We start from the raw sequence: 14,764 nt of genomic DNA, 5'->3' as shown, positions 1-14,764 counted from the left end.
TTCAATGTCTGCACAGGAATTCGCGGCCCGTGTTCGTAACCGCGAGCGCATCCTCGGCTACTGGTCGGTGATCGACAGTCCGGTCTCCACCGAATGGCTCGCGCACGTGGGTTGGGACTACATCGCCCTCGACCTCCAGCACGGCCTGATCGGATACTCCGGCATGCTCGCCGGGATCACGGCCATCGACGCCGCCCACGGACCCGCCGCCCTCGTTCGCGTCGAGGCCAACAACGCCACCGTCATCGGCCGCGCACTCGACGCCGGTGCGGCCGGTGTCATCGTTCCACTCGTCGACACCGCTGCCGATGCCGCCGCCGCGGTATCCGCAGCGACCTACCCGCCGGCAGGCATCCGCTCCTATGGACCGATGCGCTCACAACTACGCATCGGGCCCGATCCCGCCGCCGCCAACCGCGATACCGTCGTGCTGGCGATGATCGAAACTCCACAAGGTTTGGCCAACGTCGAAGAGATCTGCGCTGTGCCCGGACTCGACGGCGTCTACGTAGGGCCCTCGGACCTGCGATTGGCCGTCGGCGGATCCTCGCCCACCGATCCGTCCGTCGACGCCGAATTCGACGCGGCCCTGGTGCGAGTGCAGAAGGCCGCTGCCGCAGCGGGCATCACTGCGGGAATTCACACTGCTTCGGGAAGTATTGCTGCGCAGCGACTGTCCGAGGGATTCACCCTGGCGACTGTGGCATCGGATCTGACGCACCTCAAAGCCGTGTCGGCCGAGCACCTAGCGGCGGCGCAGGGGTAGGCCCGCGTTTCTTGCGCACATCGACCCGGTACGCGAGGTAGAGATACAGCAAGCCTGTGATGGCACCGCCCACGCACCCGGCTGCAGTATCGAGTGCTGTGGAGCCCGAGTCGATCATCAAGTGCACCAACAGGAAACCGACACCGACTGCCGGGGCGAGTGCCAGCGCATTGATGTAGTCCGCTCGGGTTGCACCGCATCTCTTGCTCAGGGCCCCGGTCATGACCCACTCACGGAACGGCTTCTGCATCTCGGCCTCCGACCTCGTGTGGTCCGCTGTGCCCGTTCTCACCACGGTACCGGATAGTTCGCGGCGCTGACTATGTCATGGGAGGGTGCAAGTATGCGTGCTCTGGTGTTTCTCGCGGTCCTTGCGCTCGTGTACAAGTGGCCGTTGTTCGGCGACAGCCCCGGCCAGTGGTCGGCCCTGTCGCAGGGCGTCATGCTCGGCGCGATCATCAGCACCCTGGTCACGCCCGGGGGATGGAAGTCGATCCGACGCATCAGAGGTCGACTCGATCGCGTCGGTGAAATCGGGTGCAACTGACCGCGCTCAGCGCGGTTGGCTGCACCGGATTCGATCAACCGTCGAGATAATTTCCGCGATCACGTGGTCCATCCGCTCGGTGAGGTCGAACCACGTGTAGCGGAGGATCGTCCAATTCGGAGTGATGTCGTTCTGTCGGCTTCGATCCCGTTGAAATGCGTCGTGATCGGAGTGATACGCCCAACCGTCGATTTCGATGGCGACCATCTCTGCAGCGAACGCGATCTCGAGTTCGTATCCGCCCCATCGAAAGTTGGCCACCCAGCCGCGGATATCGCGGGACCGGAATTCGCCGATCAGCAGGCGCTCACCCTCCGAGCGTGCGCCATGCGCCGCGACCTTCAGCAGACGCTTCGCTTCGGAGGCTCCGGCGCGGCCTGGGTTTCGGGCATCTGCCTGCCGCAGTCCCTCCAGATTCGTGTGTCGCTGAAGTGCGCGATCCATGATGTGAGCCTTGCCGATCGACGCTTCGAGAACAGTGAGGTCGAGCGACGTGACCCGCATCCCGCGGCGTTCGACGATGTCCTTGCTGTGAATGTCGCGTCGGCGAAGCCGACATCCCTCCGCGCGGCTTCGCCCCTTGCGCGGGGTGGTGACCTCGATGATGCTCGGTGCCTCGGAAATCACACGATGCCAGAACGCTGCGGCTTCCCCGCTGAGCACGGCGTTCGTTCCCGCACCCCACACGGCGCATCGAATACGCGCATCTGCGGTGAAGGGGCGGTCTGCAACGAAATACACCCCGCGGTGAATCGTTTGCCATGTGCCTCTGCGTACCAAACGGTCGACGGCATCACCGCTCAGGCCACAGATCGCCGCCTGGGCACGGGTGATCACGCCGTCGTGCTGCGACAACCAATGATCGAGCATGTCCATTTGGACGTTCACTGCGTCGAAGCGGTTCCACGAACAAAATCGGGTGCAGCTGACCGCGCTCAGCGCGGCTGGCTGCACCGGATTCTGTCGATGGTCGGTGGTAGGCGTGGTAGGCGTGGTGGCAGTTGCAGGTGAGGCCCTTCACGCGCAGGCGTCGGGTCCATCGAATGCGCCGACCACTCTGCAGGCGAAGGCGCGAGAGACCTTCCACTCGTTCTCGAACCGCACGAAGGGGATGGGACCGACCGAATAGGAGTCGAGGCCGCCGAACGACCCCTTGCCGCTCGCATCGACGGTGTCCGGGCCGGTGACCTCGACCGACGTGAACTCGATGTGTTGCGGGTCCGGCTGCGCACCCCATGCGCGCGCGAGCGATACGTTGCGTTCGGTGGGTCCGTCGAACAGTCGGGCCCGATCCTCCTCCCGCACGGAGTAGTTCACGCTGGCGGCGAACAGCGCGGTCAACTGCTCGCCGCTGGGAACCGGATCGGTTACCGGCGGCGGGGGAGTAGCGAACTGCGTCGATCGAACCGATGCGGTCGGTAGCTGGGGTTCGTCGACAGGTGCGCAAGCGCAGCCGAAGACAATCGAGATAATTGCTCCCAATCCGACTCTTCTCACCGGGACAGTATTGCCCGATGCGCGCGTGGCAAGGTGCTTTCGACAGTCGCCGAAACATGCTCGTTTCGATCGAATCGAGCGGCTGACCTTTCTTCAGTGATGGGAGCGAGGTGCAGGAGACTCACCGTCCCGGGGCCGGCAGGCGTCGATTGTGGGCCAAGGTTATGGCGATGACTGGAATGGCAACTGGTGCAATCAGTGTCGTAGCAGCGGCAATGGTCGAAGGCCAGGGTGCGGTGTAGTTCCACGTCGCGTTCAAGACAATCAGCGTTGCGAGTAGGGCTGCAGTCTGAGCTCCCACTCGAAGCGCTGTGGCCGCGAACGGGGGGCGGACCGCAAACCTTCCGATGATCATGGGTAGACGGTGGCCTTCGTTGACGCGCGACAGTTGTTTCGTCGCGACGGTCATCATCCACGCACCGAGCGCGGCGATCACAAAACCGACAAACAACATGCTCGGTACGATACGCGACCGAGGGTTCTGAGCTGCCCGGATGGATAGTGCCCCATGGGGTGGTGTAATTCGGATCGGTGAACCATCCGGTTCATGATCAACGAGTTGTGTTGTATGTTAGGCGCTTTCGAGCTGAGGTGTCAACGACTCAGCGGTCGTGTCGGTTGATACTGCAGCGCGTTCCTTCCTGGCGATGACGACCCTCAGCTCGTCCATCGACACGTCGGAGACGTAGCGGCGGGTCACTTGCCACTCGTCGTGCGCTTCGATCACCACCGCGGTCGCCAGGCGCAGGAACGCCGCCGGGTTGGGGAAGATCTCCACGACATCGGCGCGGCGTTTGATCTCCTTGTTGAGTCGTTCGATCGGATTGTTCGACCAGATTTTCTGCCAATGCGACTTCGGGAACGCACGGAACGCGAGCACATCTTCCTTCGCACCGTCCATCATCGCCGACACCTTCGGAAACGACCCGGCGAGCGTCTGCGCGACCTGATCCCACTGCGCTGCAACAGCATCCGGCTCGGTGTGCGCGAAGATCGTCTTGATCGCCGCCATCACCGGAGGCACCTGCTTCGACGACACCGCGGAAGTGACGTTCCGCATGAAATGCACCCGGCAACGCTGCCACGACGCCCCGGTGAACTGCTGCGCCACAGCAGCTTTCAAACCGGCATGCGCATCGGAGATCACCAGATGCACCCCCGACAGCCCCCGCGCCTTGAGCCCGATCAGGAACTCCCGCCAGAAATCGAACGACTCACTGTCCCCGACCGCGGTGCCCAACACTTCACGGGTGCCGTCGATCGACACCCCGGTCGCGACGACGAGCGCATGCGAGACCACATGCGCCCCGATCCGCACCTTGCAATACGTCGCGTCGAGGAAGACGTACGGAAACGTGGTGTGGGTCAACGTTCGCTCACGAAACCGCGCGATCTCCGTATCGAGCCCTTGGCAAATTCTCGACACAGTCGACTTCGAGACGCCCGAGTCAACACCCAACGCTGCGACGAGGTCGTCGACGTTGCGGGTCGACACTCCGTGCACGTAGGCCTCCATGATCACCGCGTACAACGCCTGATCGATGCGTCGGCGACGCTCGAGCAGGCTGGGGAAGAACGACCCTGTGCGCAGCTTCGGGATCTGGATCTCGACGTCTCCGCTGGTCGTCGACACCGTCTTCGAGCGGGTGCCGTTCCGGTAGTTCGTGCGCTCGGCCGTCCGCTCGTAGCGGCCGGCACCGAGGACCTCGGTCGCTTCGGCGTCGATCAGCGCCTGCAGGCCGGCGCGGATCAGCTCGGCGAACACCGACGCCGGGTCTGCACCCTTGAGTGCATCGAGCTGGGTGATCAGGGCAGAATGGTCGTGGGTCATCGCGTGGTCCTTTGGTCGAGTCACTGTGAGAGGTAACTCGTTCATCACTACGCGATGGCCCACCCACAACACGGGTACGACACGCCCGAGCTGCGGCTACGCCGCCTCACCGAATGTCCACCACCCCACGGGACTTACCCCCCGGATGACTGAGGCACGCGATTCGTAGCGCCACACAGCTCCGTCCTGATCATGCGAGGCGGCCAGACGCGGGTATCGAGCGTTGCTCTGCAAACGTTCGTCGGCCGCGTGTACTGCATACCGTCCCAGTCCACGGAGCCGACGCTGCCCGGGTGATCATGATCAGAATTCGAGATCTCGCTTGCGGCGCTCGCGCTCGAGTCGACGTTGCTCCTCAGCACGCTCTCGGCACTGCCGAAGGAATTCCGCGTCGGCATCAGGATTCTGTGCGGCCTGACGACCAGGGCGCGTCTCGTACTCCGGAAACGCAGAAGTGCTCACCCGCCGGGTGCCGCCGCCGGCACCTCCCCAGATTCCGCCACCTATCGGACGTCCGGCGAAAAGCCATGCCAGCGAGCCGGCGAGCGGGAGAAACACCACCAGCAAGAGCCACACGATCTTCGGGAGAAATCGCACTCCGCCGTCGTCGGCCGTGATCACGTCGATCAAGCAGAACACCCACAGCAACATCACCAGCAGACCGAAATACGGCATGTGATCCTCCATGTTCAAGACCGTTCGGTCTGATGTACCGAGCATCGTAGCGGGGTTGTCGAGAATCCGACAGACCGATTCAGTGCTGTGGTCGTTTCGGTGCCGACAGTTTCGACGGGTCCAGGGGGCTCTGTTCCAGGAAGCACTGCCGGGTAGGTGAATTGGACCGCTGCCTCGAACGCGGACGATCCTCGAACATGAAGATTCCGATTGGGTCAACGGAACAATCGTCTCTATCCGCCGATGACAGCGCGTGCCGTCTCCGTATCGAATGTGCTGGTTCGATGGAGAACTCGACGAGCAGATCATTTCGTTCGCCGACACCGTCCACAGTCTCGAGTCGGGGTTGTTGTTGCGGGCCGTGGTGTTCGATTACTCAGCCCGACTACGTCGGTCGCGGCGGACGCGTCGGGATGAACTGCCCGGCTATCGAACCGATGAGTGCGACGACGAAGCCCGCGCATTGCAGTGCTGTCATGTTCTGTCCCAACACGATCCAGCCGACCGCGGCCGCGGTCAGTGGACTGAGGATGCCGAGAAGGGAGATGCTCGCAGAGGGCAGCGCGCGGGCACCTCGGAACCAGAGCGCGTACGCCATCGCGCCGCCGATCACCGACAACCATGTGTAGCCGAGTGCAGCCTTCGCATCGATGGCCCACGGACCGTCGTCGACGATCGGAATCAACGGGCAGATCACCATCCCACCGATAAGTAGTTGCCAGGCAGTGGAATTGAGCGGACTCGTGTTCTGCTGCACGCCCCAGCGCTTGGTGAGGACGATGCCGGTCGCCATGCTGGCGGTACCTATGGCAGCGGCGGCGAGTCCGATCGCGTCGAGACGAACGGCGCTCGTCACCGTCGTCAGCGCGACCCCGGCGACCGCGACGAGGGCGCATCCGATCTGCACGGGACGCGTGCGTCCCCACCCGAGCGCAGTGGACATCGCGATGATGACGAGGGGTTGCGCAGAACCGACTACTGCAGCGACCCCGCCGGGTAGTCGGTAGGCCGCCACGAACAACATCGGAAAGAACAATCCGATGTTCAACACGCCGAGGATCGTGGTCTTCAGTCGCCAACCTCGGCCGGGAATGCCCGGTGCGATGAGTAGTAGCAGTAGCCCGGCGGGAACAGCGCGAAGGACGCTGGCGGTCATGGGTCGGTCCGGCGGAAGAAGCTCGGAAGTCACCACATATGTTGTGCCCCAAACAATCGGAGCCAGAGCGGCCGCGGCTGTGATTCCGAGGGGCGGAGACGCGCCCTGGAGCTCGCCAGGGTGGCTCGACCGTGTCCTGGTGCGTGACGCCCACATCTCGACTCCCGAATGGGTTGATCTCTTAACGTTGAACTATCTAGTGTTGAAACGTAGGCGTATGCTGGTCGGAAGTCAACGGTTCGGCAGTGAGGGGTTCGTCGGTGTCGGAGGAGGCGCACGATGCAGTGGATAGGATCCTGCAACAGTGGAAGGTCGAGCGTCCCGATGTGGATGTCAGCCCTATGGCGGTCATCGGGCGTATCGGCCGAGCGGCATCGGTTCTGGACAAGCGCATTCACGCGGTGTTGGCCGAATTCGGTTTGCAGCCAGGAGAATTCGATCTGATTGCGACGCTCCGGCGTACCGGGGCCCCGCATCGACTCACTGTCGGACAGTTGTTGGACAGTGCAATGGTGACGTCCGGCGCTATCACGCATCGTTTGAACCGACTGACCGACAAAGGACTGATCGAACGAGAAATCGACCCGACGAATCGTCGGGTGATCATCGTGCAGTTGACACCGGCCGGACTCGACGTTGTGGATGCTGCGCTACCCGCGCACGTGGCCAACGAAGAGGCTTTGCTGGGGGCGCTGAATCCGGATGAGCGAAGCCAACTCGCCGGCCTGTTGAAGCGACTTCTCTCCGATCTTCGGTAGAGGTGTGTCGATCGGTTACTCGCACAGGCCCTTCCGAATGTCGGTGAACTGTGGTACTTGTTGAACCATGAACAGATTCGACACGTCGAAAGGCGCATGAGCGCCCCCAGTCATTCCACCTTCGGTGCTATTGGCCCGAGGTGCAGATCATGAAGCTTGCCGAGGCCCTCGCAGAACGAGGCGAACTGATCAAGCGCGCCGAGCATGTGAAAGCTCGAATTCTGGCGAATGCCCGCCACCAGGATGGTGAATCACCGGCAGAGAATGCGGTCGGTCTGTTGTCGGAGTACATGATTGCTCTCGACCGCCTCGAAGTTCTCATCCGTCGGATAAACCGGACGAACAGCGCCGCGACAGTGCGAGACGGAACCATCACGGACGCGCTCGCATCGCGTGACGTACTACGTATGCGCCACAAGGCGATCTCCGCCGCGGCGGATGCGGCGTCGGGGCGCGATCAGGAGCGTCGATACGGACCGCGCCAACTGCGATCGGAGTTGGTGCACGTGGCAGCTCTTCCAGTTGCCGAATTGCGTTCTACTGCCGATGATATCGCCAAGCGTATTCGGCTCGTGGACTTGGAAATTCAACGCGTCAATTGGGAATTCGACCTGATCGACGAGTGAGCCGGACGCCGGGTTGTAGGTAGTTTTCGTTCGAGGCGAGCACGTACCGTGGCCGGCGGTCTTCCGGCCTCTCTCCCGCGCGGTGAGCAGCGTTTCGGGTATTCGCCCGGTCATAGTGCAGCTCAGTACAACTCACGCAGGACGGTGCACCGCGCACATCGCACTACCGTGTGCTGATCGAACGGGAACGAGGGTGGGTAAGGGGCCACCCGGCGATATGGTCAGGATGAAGGTTGGCGGATAGCCTGCATCGTTCGAACCGATCGAACGGCGCAGTAGTCGTGGCGCACTTGATCGACGTCGATTTGATACCGTGCGGTATGGACGATCGGATGAGCTTGGGTGTCTTGCTGTATCTGGGTTCATACGTTTCGGTTCCGATGTCACCGACATGAGAGCGGCACCGTCGTGAACACTGCACTCGCCCTGGGGCTGATCGTGGGAATCGTCGCGTTCGGCTTCGGTTCGTCAGTGGGGCTACGCGGCAAAGCTCTCTATCCGGACTACTACGGCGATGACGTACCGGACCGGGTGAAGACCACGCCGCACCTACGGGCACGGGCGAACAGGCTGTTCGTTGTCTGCGGCGTCGCTGCAGCCATTCTGCTACTGGCTCCGTTGTTGTGGATATTCTCCGACTTCCAGCGAGAGAGAACAACGTGGGAGTTGGCAGGGCTGGCAGCTTATGTGTTCGTCGCTGTGGTTATCGGTGGATACCCGTTCGCCAAGATCAAGACCTTGTGAACCTGCGCTACGGAGCGCAGGGTGGAAATGGTCGACCGAAGTTGCCTGTTTCGAAAGTACGTTACGACGCGTCAGGACTCATCGTCGAATATTCGGATCTCGCCACGCGTGTCAGAAGCGTTCACGGTGATATCAAGTGATCGGGCGTATTGATCAGATGAGCCCGTGTACACCAGGTTGAGGCCAGGGGTGACGATGGGATGAGGTGAGCATCATGGGTGAGGTCGGTGTGACGGTTCGGCGGGCATGTATGGGCGACGTGAACGCACTCGTCGAATTACGCGCCGAAATGTTTCGATCGATGGGCAGTGTCACCGGTGACGAGCTCTGGTGCACACATGCATTCGACTGGTTCGTCGACCGATTGGACGATGCGAACTACGCCATTGTCGTCGTCGAACACAACGGCGTGGTCTTGGCCTGCGCCATGGGTGCCGTTCGAGACGCTGCACCCTCGCCTCTCTCACCGGATGGACGTGATGTCCTGATCAGCAATGTCTGCACCGCACCCGAAGCTCGAGGTCAGGGGTTCGGCGGCAGAGCGTTCGCTGCGGTGATGGACTGGGCTCGGGAAACCGGCATTGCACGAGCGGAGCTGATGGCGACGCCCTCAGGACTGGGCATGTACGAGCGAAACGGTTTCGCTGCCAGCGCCTTTCCTGCTATGCGGGCGCAGTTGTGACGATCAGATGTACGCCGTCGCGACCATCGCGACACCGACAACCGCGGTAGTACAGAGCGCCGTGCCGATCGCGTTGTACGCAGCGAGACCGTAGCGACGCCGTTCGAGCAGGCGAACGGTCTCCACACTCGCGGTGCTGAAAGTGGTGTAGCCGCCGCAGAATCCGACGCCGACGATGGCCTGCACCTGTTCCGGTGCCGAGCGGAACGCCACCAACCCTGCTACGACACCGAGTACGGCCGATCCGGTGACGTTGATCAGCACTGTGGCGTAGGGAAACTCGGTTTTCAGTCGTGACCGAATGACGCCGTCGAGGACGAATCTGCTGACTGCACCGGCACTTCCGGCGAGCACGACCCACAGGGCGATCATCGCTTCTCCTCCGCGCGGGTGCCGAACCGTTGCGCGCAGACGATGCCCGCCCCGGCCGCCAACGTACCGATGACCACGCTGACGGTCATGTACACCGCGGCAGCCACGACGCGATGATCTCGCAACAGCTCCACGGTCTCGAGGGCGAACGAACTGTAGGTGGTGTACGAGCCGAGTACCCCGGTGCCGATACACAGCCGTATCCGTCGTTGCCGGCCACTGTCTGGTCCGGACAGCGCGAGCCGTTCGAGAAACATTCCGAGGATGAACGCGCCGGTGATGTTGATGACGAGAGTGGTGAAAGGGAACGAACCGGATACGAACGGGAAGGCCGACTCCGCGCCGTAGCGAATGCCGGTGCCCACCAGACCGCCGAGAGCAACTGCGGCAATTGCCGCCGGCTGTACGTGTAGAGGACGCGCCGTGTCGACGCCGTCCGGGTCCACAGGCAGGGCCCGATCGGCCGCGGTATCGCTCTGTTCGTCGTCGAAATCGTTCATCAACCTGCTCCCTATCTGCGGACATACGAGTGCCGAGACAGGGACTGTTGTCGGCGCGAAGACCGAGGTTCGGTTACGGCGAGCCCCACCGCCGCTGCACACCGAGGTGCGTTTCCATCATGACACACCGCGGTGCGGCTTCGCCGCAGTGGAGCGGCTAAGTGCCCTGGGCGGCACTCGTTCGTGCCACTGCCGAAGGCACAGGGCCGTCGTAGCGGGCGATCGGCCGGATGATCTTGCTGTCGTGAGACTGCTCGACGATGTTTGCGCACCACCCCACCATCCGGCTGCACGCGAAGGTCGGAGTGAACATGGATCGCGGAATTCCGCACAGTTCCATCACGACGCCGGCGTAGTACTCCACATTGGCGTACAACTTGCGGTCGGGCTTGAGATCTTCGAGCGCAGCAGCGATGATCTTCTCGACCTGTACGGCCTTGTCGATGAGGTCCCCGCCCATCTCCTGCGCCGTCTCGCGCAGCATCACCGATCGGGGATCGTCGGTGCGATACACCGGATGACCGAATCCCATGATGCGCTCGCCTGCCGTGATTTTGGAACGTGCCCACGCATCGGCGGAGTCGATGTCGGCAATCTCGTCCAACCCGTCGAGAGCGCGATCCGGGGCACCTCCGTGCAACGGGCCCGCGAAGGCGCCGATCGCGGCGCACACTGCGGATGCGATGTCCGACCCCGTCGACGCCACGACTCGCGCAGTGAAAGTCGACGCGTTGAACCCGTGATCGATCGTGGCGGTGAGGTAGCGGTCGACGGCCCGGGCGCTGGCCGCGTCGGGCGCATCTCCGGTGATCATGTACAACCAGTTCTGAGCCGTCGTCAGATCTTGCCGCGGTTCGACGGGTTCCTTGCCGGACCGAATCCTGTGCACCGCAGCCAGAATGGTGGGCGTCATCGCGCACAGCCGCAGGGCAGTCGTCCGCTTGTCCGACTCCGACGACTCGTACAGCGGTACCGCGCCGGCCAACCCCGACAACACCGTCCGCAACGCGAGGAGAGGCTGTTCGGGACCTGATCGCGCGACCGTCCGCACGGCTGCGGCGACGTCGTCGGGCAGTATTCGCAAGGGTGCCACCGTGCGCAGGAATTCCGCGCGCTGGGTGCCTTCCGGCAACCGGCCCTCGACCATCAAAAACCAGGCGTCCTCGAACGTGCCTGTCAGAGCCAGGTCGATGGCCGAGTACTGGCGGTAATGGTAGAAACCTTCGTCGCCACGCACGTCCCCGATCGACGTGGTGGTGACGACGACATTGTGGAGCCCCCTGGGGGCCTCGATCACGGTCATGGTTGCACTCCTTCGCGCTGGTCAAGCACCACGATCCGCGCTAACGTTGATTCTTGTCAATGTTGATTGCATCAATATGAAAGACGCCCATGAACCACGCGGACGGCCGAAATCTCCTCACCACAGCCCAAGCGGCATCACGGCTGGGCGTCAAGCCGGAAACGGTGTACGCCTACGTCAGCCGCGGACTGCTGACCAGTACGCGCCTACCCGGTGTGCGGGGGAGCGTGTTCGACGTCGACGAGGTGGAATCGCTTGCGGGCCGTGACTCGGCCCGCCGAACCGATATCGGCGCGGTGGAACGAATTCGGACACAGACCACGCTGATCGAGAACGGGCATCTGTACTACCGAGGTCGTGATGCCGTCGAGCTGAGCTCTCTCCCGTTCGAGTCGGTTGCACACTTCGTCTGGACGGGTGAGCTGCTGGACGATGTGCGATTCAGTGCCGATTCCACTGTAGTGCAACGATGTCGAGCAGCCTTGGGGTCGATCGCACCGGACTGCCGCTCGATCGACCGGATACGCATTGTTGTCGACGTGGCGTCCACCTACCGCCCGTTGCGATTCGACATCGGATCCACCTCGGTGGTGCAGGAGGCAGGCCATCTGTTGGCCACGGTGGCGGCGGCACTCGGTGACGCATCGTTGGAACTGTCGGTGGCAGAATCGATCTGGGACTCTCTGAAGACCGGTGCATCCGATCCGCGCGGGTCGGTGCCGCTACAGGCTGCGTTGGTGCTGATGGCCGATCACGGCCTGGCCGCCTCGACCCTCGGAGTCCGGGTGGCGGCGAGCACCCGGGCAAATCTGTATTCGGTTGTTGCCGCGGGACTGGGGTGCATCGACGGCCCCCTGCACGGCTCCGCCGCCGATCCGGTGTACCGGTTCCTGTCCACAGCGATCGACGATCCGGTAGATGCTCTCGCAACACGATTGAGGTCGGGGGAGCGGGTGCCCGGCTTCGGGCACGTCATCTACACCGACCGAGACCCTCGCGCCGAGGAAATACTGCGATTGCTTCGGGACCCCGCTCACGGTGCGGACCCTGCAGTGGTCGCTGCTGCGGACACGATAGTCGAGGAGGTGAGCAGCAGATTCGATACCTTCCCCAACTCGGACTTCGCTCTCGCCGCGTTCACCCTCGCCTACGGACTCAGGGCAGACACGCCGGAGATGCTGTTCGCACTGGCCCGGATCGTGGGATGGGCGGCACACGCCCTCGAGGAATACGACGAAGCGCCCCTGCGCTTTCGCGTGCCGGGCATCTACACGGGGACTCGGCCGGAAACCTACTGAGGCGTCGGGCAATCGAGCAGAGCGAACGCAGCATGTAGCTGCCGATGCGCGGCGTCGACCTCGGTTGTGTTGCCGGCCAGGTGATGTAGGAGGGCGCGCTGAAAGATGCCATCGAGAAGGATGTAGGCGGAGGGCTTGTCGAGTGAAGAAGTGGTGCCGCGAAGTTCGCAGTACCGAGCGACCACACGCCAAATCATGTATTCGCGACGTTCCTCGATCTCGAGAACGTCGTCGCGGAACGAACCGTCGAACAATGCCTGATTCCGCAGGTCGTACCACAGCCGATGGATGCCGGCGTCCGCCGCCAGAGTGGCGAAGTACTTCGCCTCGAAGTCCGCGTACAGGCCGGTGGCGTCGACTGCGTTGGCCACCACCTCGTCGTAACGAGTGACGCAGATGGCCTCGTACTGACGAACCGCGTGCGTGATGAGGTCGAGTTTGTCGGTGAAGTAATAGTGGAGCACGCCGTGCGAGTATTCGGAATTCTGCGCGATCTCTCGCAGTGATGTGCGCGCATAGCCCAATTCGGCCAGCGTGTGCAGTGTCGCCTGAGCCAGTTCGGTCCGCTTGGCCTCGAACTTGTTGCGTGCGCGCTCTTCGATACGTGCGCGCGGATCAGCTGTCTGGGGCATGGTCCGTGTCCTCTCCGCGCGTAGATCGTCACGTCAGTGTATGCCCGGCGGTCGTGTGGCGAACTTCGGCCACTCAAAATCTGGGCAGTCGTCAAGAAAAGGCTTGACGGGTGTACAAATTCTATCCTAGTGTGATCCGCAGCACACGTCAGAAGGCCGGATGTTCGCACGTCCCCTCCGGTGCTCGAAGTCTCGACCAATCTAGGTCCACTGTGCGGGCGGACCGATCACGAGAGGACATCTCATGCCAACCGACAAGCGCGTCGTCGTCTACGGAGCGTCGGGTTACACCGGCCGATTGATCTGTGAGTACCTGCGCGAGTACAACATTCCGTTCTTGGCCGCCGGTCGCGACGAAGCCCGAGTCAAGGGCATCGTCGACGCGGTTCCGGGTGTCGAGACCGTCGAGTACGACGTCGTCGAGGTCGAACACACCTCGCAGGCCCTGGCCGAGGCGTTTCGGGGTGCCGAGATCGTTCTCAACACAGTGGGACCGTTCTCGCGATTCGGACACGAGGTTGCGCAGGCGTGCATCGAGATCGGTGCGCACTACACCGACACCACCGGCGAGCAGGACTGGATGATCGACGCCGAGGCGAAGTACGGATCCGAGTTCGCATCCCGAAACTTGGTTCTCACACCCGGTTTGGCCCAGATGTACAGCATCGGGGAGATCGCGGCCAACATCTGCCTGGAGACGCCGGGGCTGGACACACTGGACATCGAGGTCTTCTGGAAGGGGCATCCGACGGTCGCGTCGACGAACACGATCCTGACCAACGCCGCGTTTTCCAAGGCCTACTACCTCGAACAGAACCAGTACGTCGAGTGGCCGGACGACGGAGTCATGCAGGTTGTGGTGCCCGGACAGCACGACCTGGGCCTGGCCCTGCCCTGGGGTGGGACATCCCATCCGGTGTGGTTCAAGAACGATCCTCGCGTGGCGAATGCTCGCGCCCTCGGCGGCGTGATCAACAAGCCGCTGATGCTCGCGGTACCTCAAATCATCTCGTCCGCACTGGCTCAGATGGAGGGGAAGTCCGACGCCGAGAAGTACCAGATCATCGACACGGTGTCGTCCTCGGTGCGCAGCGAAACACCTCCACGGGAGAACCCGCGCATCAACACCTCACTCGACTCGGTCTATGCGTCGGGCCCGCTCGGCCGCGTGCACACAGTGATCCACGGCAACTGCAACTACAAGCAGACCGCGTTGCTCAACGCCTATGCAGCAGCCCAATTACTGCAAGGTCCGCCGAAGAAGGTGGGATTTGCCTCTAGCTGTCAGGCATTCGGACATCGTGAACTGCTCGGCGTGCTCCGCGCATTCGGGCTGGTGCTCGAACCCATCGTCACCACGCACAGCTGAGGTCAGGG

General features: G+C 62.7%; 18 protein-coding genes and 1 pseudogene. 9 read left to right on the top strand and 10 right to left on the bottom strand.

Features of this window, described 5'->3' with window-relative positions:
- The first annotated feature begins 4 nt into the window (after nucleotides 1-4).
- Complete coding sequence (locus AABD04_RS22085; RefSeq protein WP_243609045.1) at nucleotides 5-766, top strand: HpcH/HpaI aldolase family protein; 762 nt, start codon at nucleotides 5-7, stop codon at nucleotides 764-766.
- On the opposite strand, the gene AABD04_RS22080 is transcribed toward AABD04_RS22085, so the two are convergent.
- Entirely contained in the window at nucleotides 723-1,016 is a 294-nt protein-coding gene (locus AABD04_RS22080) for a hypothetical protein (protein ID WP_243597332.1), read from the bottom strand. The two genes, AABD04_RS22085 and AABD04_RS22080, sit on opposite strands and share 44 nt — an antisense overlap.
- Nucleotides 1,017-1,109: 93 nt before the next feature.
- On the opposite strand from AABD04_RS22080, the gene AABD04_RS22075 reads away from it, so the two are divergent.
- On the top strand, nucleotides 1,110-1,313 hold the full coding sequence (locus tag AABD04_RS22075) for a hypothetical protein (RefSeq protein ID WP_341442482.1): 204 nt from the start codon (nucleotides 1,110-1,112) through the stop codon (nucleotides 1,311-1,313).
- Between the two features lie 6 nt (nucleotides 1,314-1,319).
- Here AABD04_RS22075 and AABD04_RS22070 read toward each other — a convergent pair whose 3' ends face one another.
- The 5 genes from AABD04_RS22070 to AABD04_RS22050 form a co-directional block, all read right to left on the bottom strand.
- Nucleotides 1,320-2,189 carry a type IV toxin-antitoxin system AbiEi family antitoxin domain-containing protein gene (locus tag AABD04_RS22070; RefSeq protein ID WP_341442481.1) on the bottom strand — a complete coding sequence of 290 codons (870 nt, stop codon included), beginning with the start codon at nucleotides 2,187-2,189 and terminating at the stop codon, nucleotides 1,320-1,322.
- Nucleotides 2,190-2,330: 141 nt separating this feature from the next.
- Nucleotides 2,331-2,810 (bottom strand): hypothetical protein, encoded by a 480-nt coding sequence (locus tag AABD04_RS22065; RefSeq protein WP_341442480.1) that lies wholly within the window; start codon nucleotides 2,808-2,810, stop codon nucleotides 2,331-2,333.
- Nucleotides 2,811-3,381: 571 nt separating this feature from the next.
- Nucleotides 3,382-4,641, bottom strand: a complete 1,260-nt coding sequence (locus AABD04_RS22060) for an IS256 family transposase (protein WP_068052702.1) — start codon at nucleotides 4,639-4,641, stop codon at nucleotides 3,382-3,384.
- Between the two features lie 303 nt (nucleotides 4,642-4,944).
- Nucleotides 4,945-5,316: a PLD nuclease N-terminal domain-containing protein gene (locus tag AABD04_RS22055; RefSeq protein WP_243597371.1), complete on the bottom strand. Its 372-nt coding sequence runs from the start codon at nucleotides 5,314-5,316 to the stop codon at nucleotides 4,945-4,947.
- A gap of 385 nt (nucleotides 5,317-5,701) precedes the next feature.
- Nucleotides 5,702-6,628, bottom strand: a complete 927-nt coding sequence (locus AABD04_RS22050) for an EamA family transporter (RefSeq protein ID WP_341442479.1) — start codon at nucleotides 6,626-6,628, stop codon at nucleotides 5,702-5,704.
- A gap of 128 nt (nucleotides 6,629-6,756) precedes the next feature.
- On the opposite strand from AABD04_RS22050, the gene AABD04_RS22045 reads away from it, so the two are divergent.
- The 4 genes from AABD04_RS22045 to AABD04_RS22030 all read left to right on the top strand — a co-directional run bounded on the left by AABD04_RS22045 (nucleotide 6,757) and on the right by AABD04_RS22030 (nucleotide 9,282).
- Nucleotides 6,757-7,230 (top strand): MarR family winged helix-turn-helix transcriptional regulator, encoded by a 474-nt coding sequence (locus tag AABD04_RS22045; protein WP_341442478.1) that lies wholly within the window; start codon nucleotides 6,757-6,759, stop codon nucleotides 7,228-7,230.
- A gap of 149 nt (nucleotides 7,231-7,379) precedes the next feature.
- Nucleotides 7,380-7,856, top strand: a complete 477-nt coding sequence (locus tag AABD04_RS22040) for a DIP1984 family protein (protein WP_341442477.1) — start codon at nucleotides 7,380-7,382, stop codon at nucleotides 7,854-7,856.
- A 408-nt stretch (nucleotides 7,857-8,264) separates the two neighbouring features.
- Nucleotides 8,265-8,600, top strand: a complete 336-nt coding sequence (locus AABD04_RS22035) for a hypothetical protein (RefSeq protein ID WP_341442476.1) — start codon at nucleotides 8,265-8,267, stop codon at nucleotides 8,598-8,600.
- Nucleotides 8,601-8,814: 214 nt separating this feature from the next.
- Nucleotides 8,815-9,282 (top strand): GNAT family N-acetyltransferase, encoded by a 468-nt coding sequence (locus AABD04_RS22030; RefSeq protein ID WP_341442475.1) that lies wholly within the window; start codon nucleotides 8,815-8,817, stop codon nucleotides 9,280-9,282.
- A gap of 3 nt (nucleotides 9,283-9,285) precedes the next feature.
- On the opposite strand, the gene crcB is transcribed toward AABD04_RS22030, so the two are convergent.
- Complete coding sequence (crcB, locus tag AABD04_RS22025; RefSeq protein WP_341442474.1) at nucleotides 9,286-9,654, bottom strand: fluoride efflux transporter CrcB; 369 nt, start codon at nucleotides 9,652-9,654, stop codon at nucleotides 9,286-9,288.
- Nucleotides 9,651-10,100 (bottom strand): fluoride efflux transporter FluC, encoded by a 450-nt coding sequence (locus tag AABD04_RS22020; RefSeq protein WP_423228245.1) that lies wholly within the window; start codon nucleotides 10,098-10,100, stop codon nucleotides 9,651-9,653. Before AABD04_RS22020 ends, crcB begins: the two co-directional genes overlap by 4 nt.
- Between AABD04_RS22020 and AABD04_RS25205 the strand changes: the two are divergent.
- Nucleotides 10,078-10,173, top strand: a pseudogene (locus tag AABD04_RS25205) (hypothetical protein); the annotation flags it as partial. The gene AABD04_RS22020 and the pseudogene AABD04_RS25205 overlap by 23 nt on opposite strands.
- A 138-nt stretch (nucleotides 10,174-10,311) precedes the next feature.
- On the opposite strand, the gene AABD04_RS22015 reads toward AABD04_RS25205, so the two are convergent.
- Entirely contained in the window at nucleotides 10,312-11,457 is a 1,146-nt protein-coding gene (locus tag AABD04_RS22015) for a citrate/2-methylcitrate synthase (RefSeq protein WP_341442472.1), read from the bottom strand.
- An 89-nt stretch (nucleotides 11,458-11,546) separates the two neighbouring features.
- Between AABD04_RS22015 and AABD04_RS22010 the strand changes: the two genes are divergently transcribed.
- Entirely contained in the window at nucleotides 11,547-12,755 is a 1,209-nt protein-coding gene (locus AABD04_RS22010; RefSeq protein ID WP_341442471.1) for a citrate/2-methylcitrate synthase, read from the top strand.
- Here the strand turns inward: AABD04_RS22010 and AABD04_RS22005 are convergent.
- Nucleotides 12,749-13,387 (bottom strand): TetR/AcrR family transcriptional regulator, encoded by a 639-nt coding sequence (locus AABD04_RS22005; protein ID WP_243596812.1) that lies wholly within the window; start codon nucleotides 13,385-13,387, stop codon nucleotides 12,749-12,751. The genes AABD04_RS22010 and AABD04_RS22005 overlap by 7 nt on opposite strands.
- A gap of 244 nt (nucleotides 13,388-13,631) precedes the next feature.
- On the opposite strand from AABD04_RS22005, the gene AABD04_RS22000 reads away from it, so the two are divergent.
- On the top strand, nucleotides 13,632-14,756 hold the full coding sequence (locus tag AABD04_RS22000) for a DUF5938 domain-containing protein (protein ID WP_341442470.1): 1,125 nt from the start codon (nucleotides 13,632-13,634) through the stop codon (nucleotides 14,754-14,756).
- The last annotated feature ends 8 nt before the right edge of the window (nucleotides 14,757-14,764 follow it).

Origin of the sequence: Rhodococcoides navarretei (assembly GCF_038069675.1) — a bacterium.
In the GTDB taxonomy this organism is placed as follows: Bacteria; Actinomycetota; Actinomycetes; order Mycobacteriales; family Mycobacteriaceae; genus Rhodococcoides; species Rhodococcoides navarretei.
The sequence above is the reverse complement of the archived record's forward strand: the minus strand, read 5'-3'. Positions and strand labels throughout refer to the sequence as shown.

Bases quoted from the DNA above. Each gene is read 5' to 3' on its own strand.
- AABD04_RS22085 (WP_243609045.1), top strand. From the start codon at position 5: ATGTCTGCACAGGAATTCGCGGCCCGTGTTCGTAACCGCGAGCGCATC.
- AABD04_RS22080 (WP_243597332.1), bottom strand. From the start codon at position 1,016: ATGCAGAAGCCGTTCCGTGAGTGGGTCATGACCGGGGCCCTGAGCAAG.
- AABD04_RS22075 (WP_341442482.1), top strand. From the start codon at position 1,110: ATGCGTGCTCTGGTGTTTCTCGCGGTCCTTGCGCTCGTGTACAAGTGG.
- AABD04_RS22070 (WP_341442481.1), bottom strand. From the start codon at position 2,189: ATGGACATGCTCGATCATTGGTTGTCGCAGCACGACGGCGTGATCACC.
- AABD04_RS22060 (WP_068052702.1), bottom strand. From the start codon at position 4,641: ATGACCCACGACCATTCTGCCCTGATCACCCAGCTCGATGCACTCAAG.
- AABD04_RS22055 (WP_243597371.1), bottom strand. From the start codon at position 5,316: ATGCCGTATTTCGGTCTGCTGGTGATGTTGCTGTGGGTGTTCTGCTTG.
- AABD04_RS22050 (WP_341442479.1), bottom strand. From the start codon at position 6,628: ATGTGGGCGTCACGCACCAGGACACGGTCGAGCCACCCTGGCGAGCTC.
- AABD04_RS22040 (WP_341442477.1), top strand. From the start codon at position 7,380: ATGAAGCTTGCCGAGGCCCTCGCAGAACGAGGCGAACTGATCAAGCGC.
- AABD04_RS22030 (WP_341442475.1), top strand. From the start codon at position 8,815: ATGGGTGAGGTCGGTGTGACGGTTCGGCGGGCATGTATGGGCGACGTG.
- crcB (WP_341442474.1), bottom strand. From the start codon at position 9,654: ATGATCGCCCTGTGGGTCGTGCTCGCCGGAAGTGCCGGTGCAGTCAGC.
- AABD04_RS22015 (WP_341442472.1), bottom strand. From the start codon at position 11,457: ATGACCGTGATCGAGGCCCCCAGGGGGCTCCACAATGTCGTCGTCACC.
- AABD04_RS22010 (WP_341442471.1), top strand. From the start codon at position 11,547: ATGAACCACGCGGACGGCCGAAATCTCCTCACCACAGCCCAAGCGGCA.
- AABD04_RS22005 (WP_243596812.1), bottom strand. From the start codon at position 13,387: ATGCCCCAGACAGCTGATCCGCGCGCACGTATCGAAGAGCGCGCACGC.
- AABD04_RS22000 (WP_341442470.1), top strand. From the start codon at position 13,632: ATGCCAACCGACAAGCGCGTCGTCGTCTACGGAGCGTCGGGTTACACC.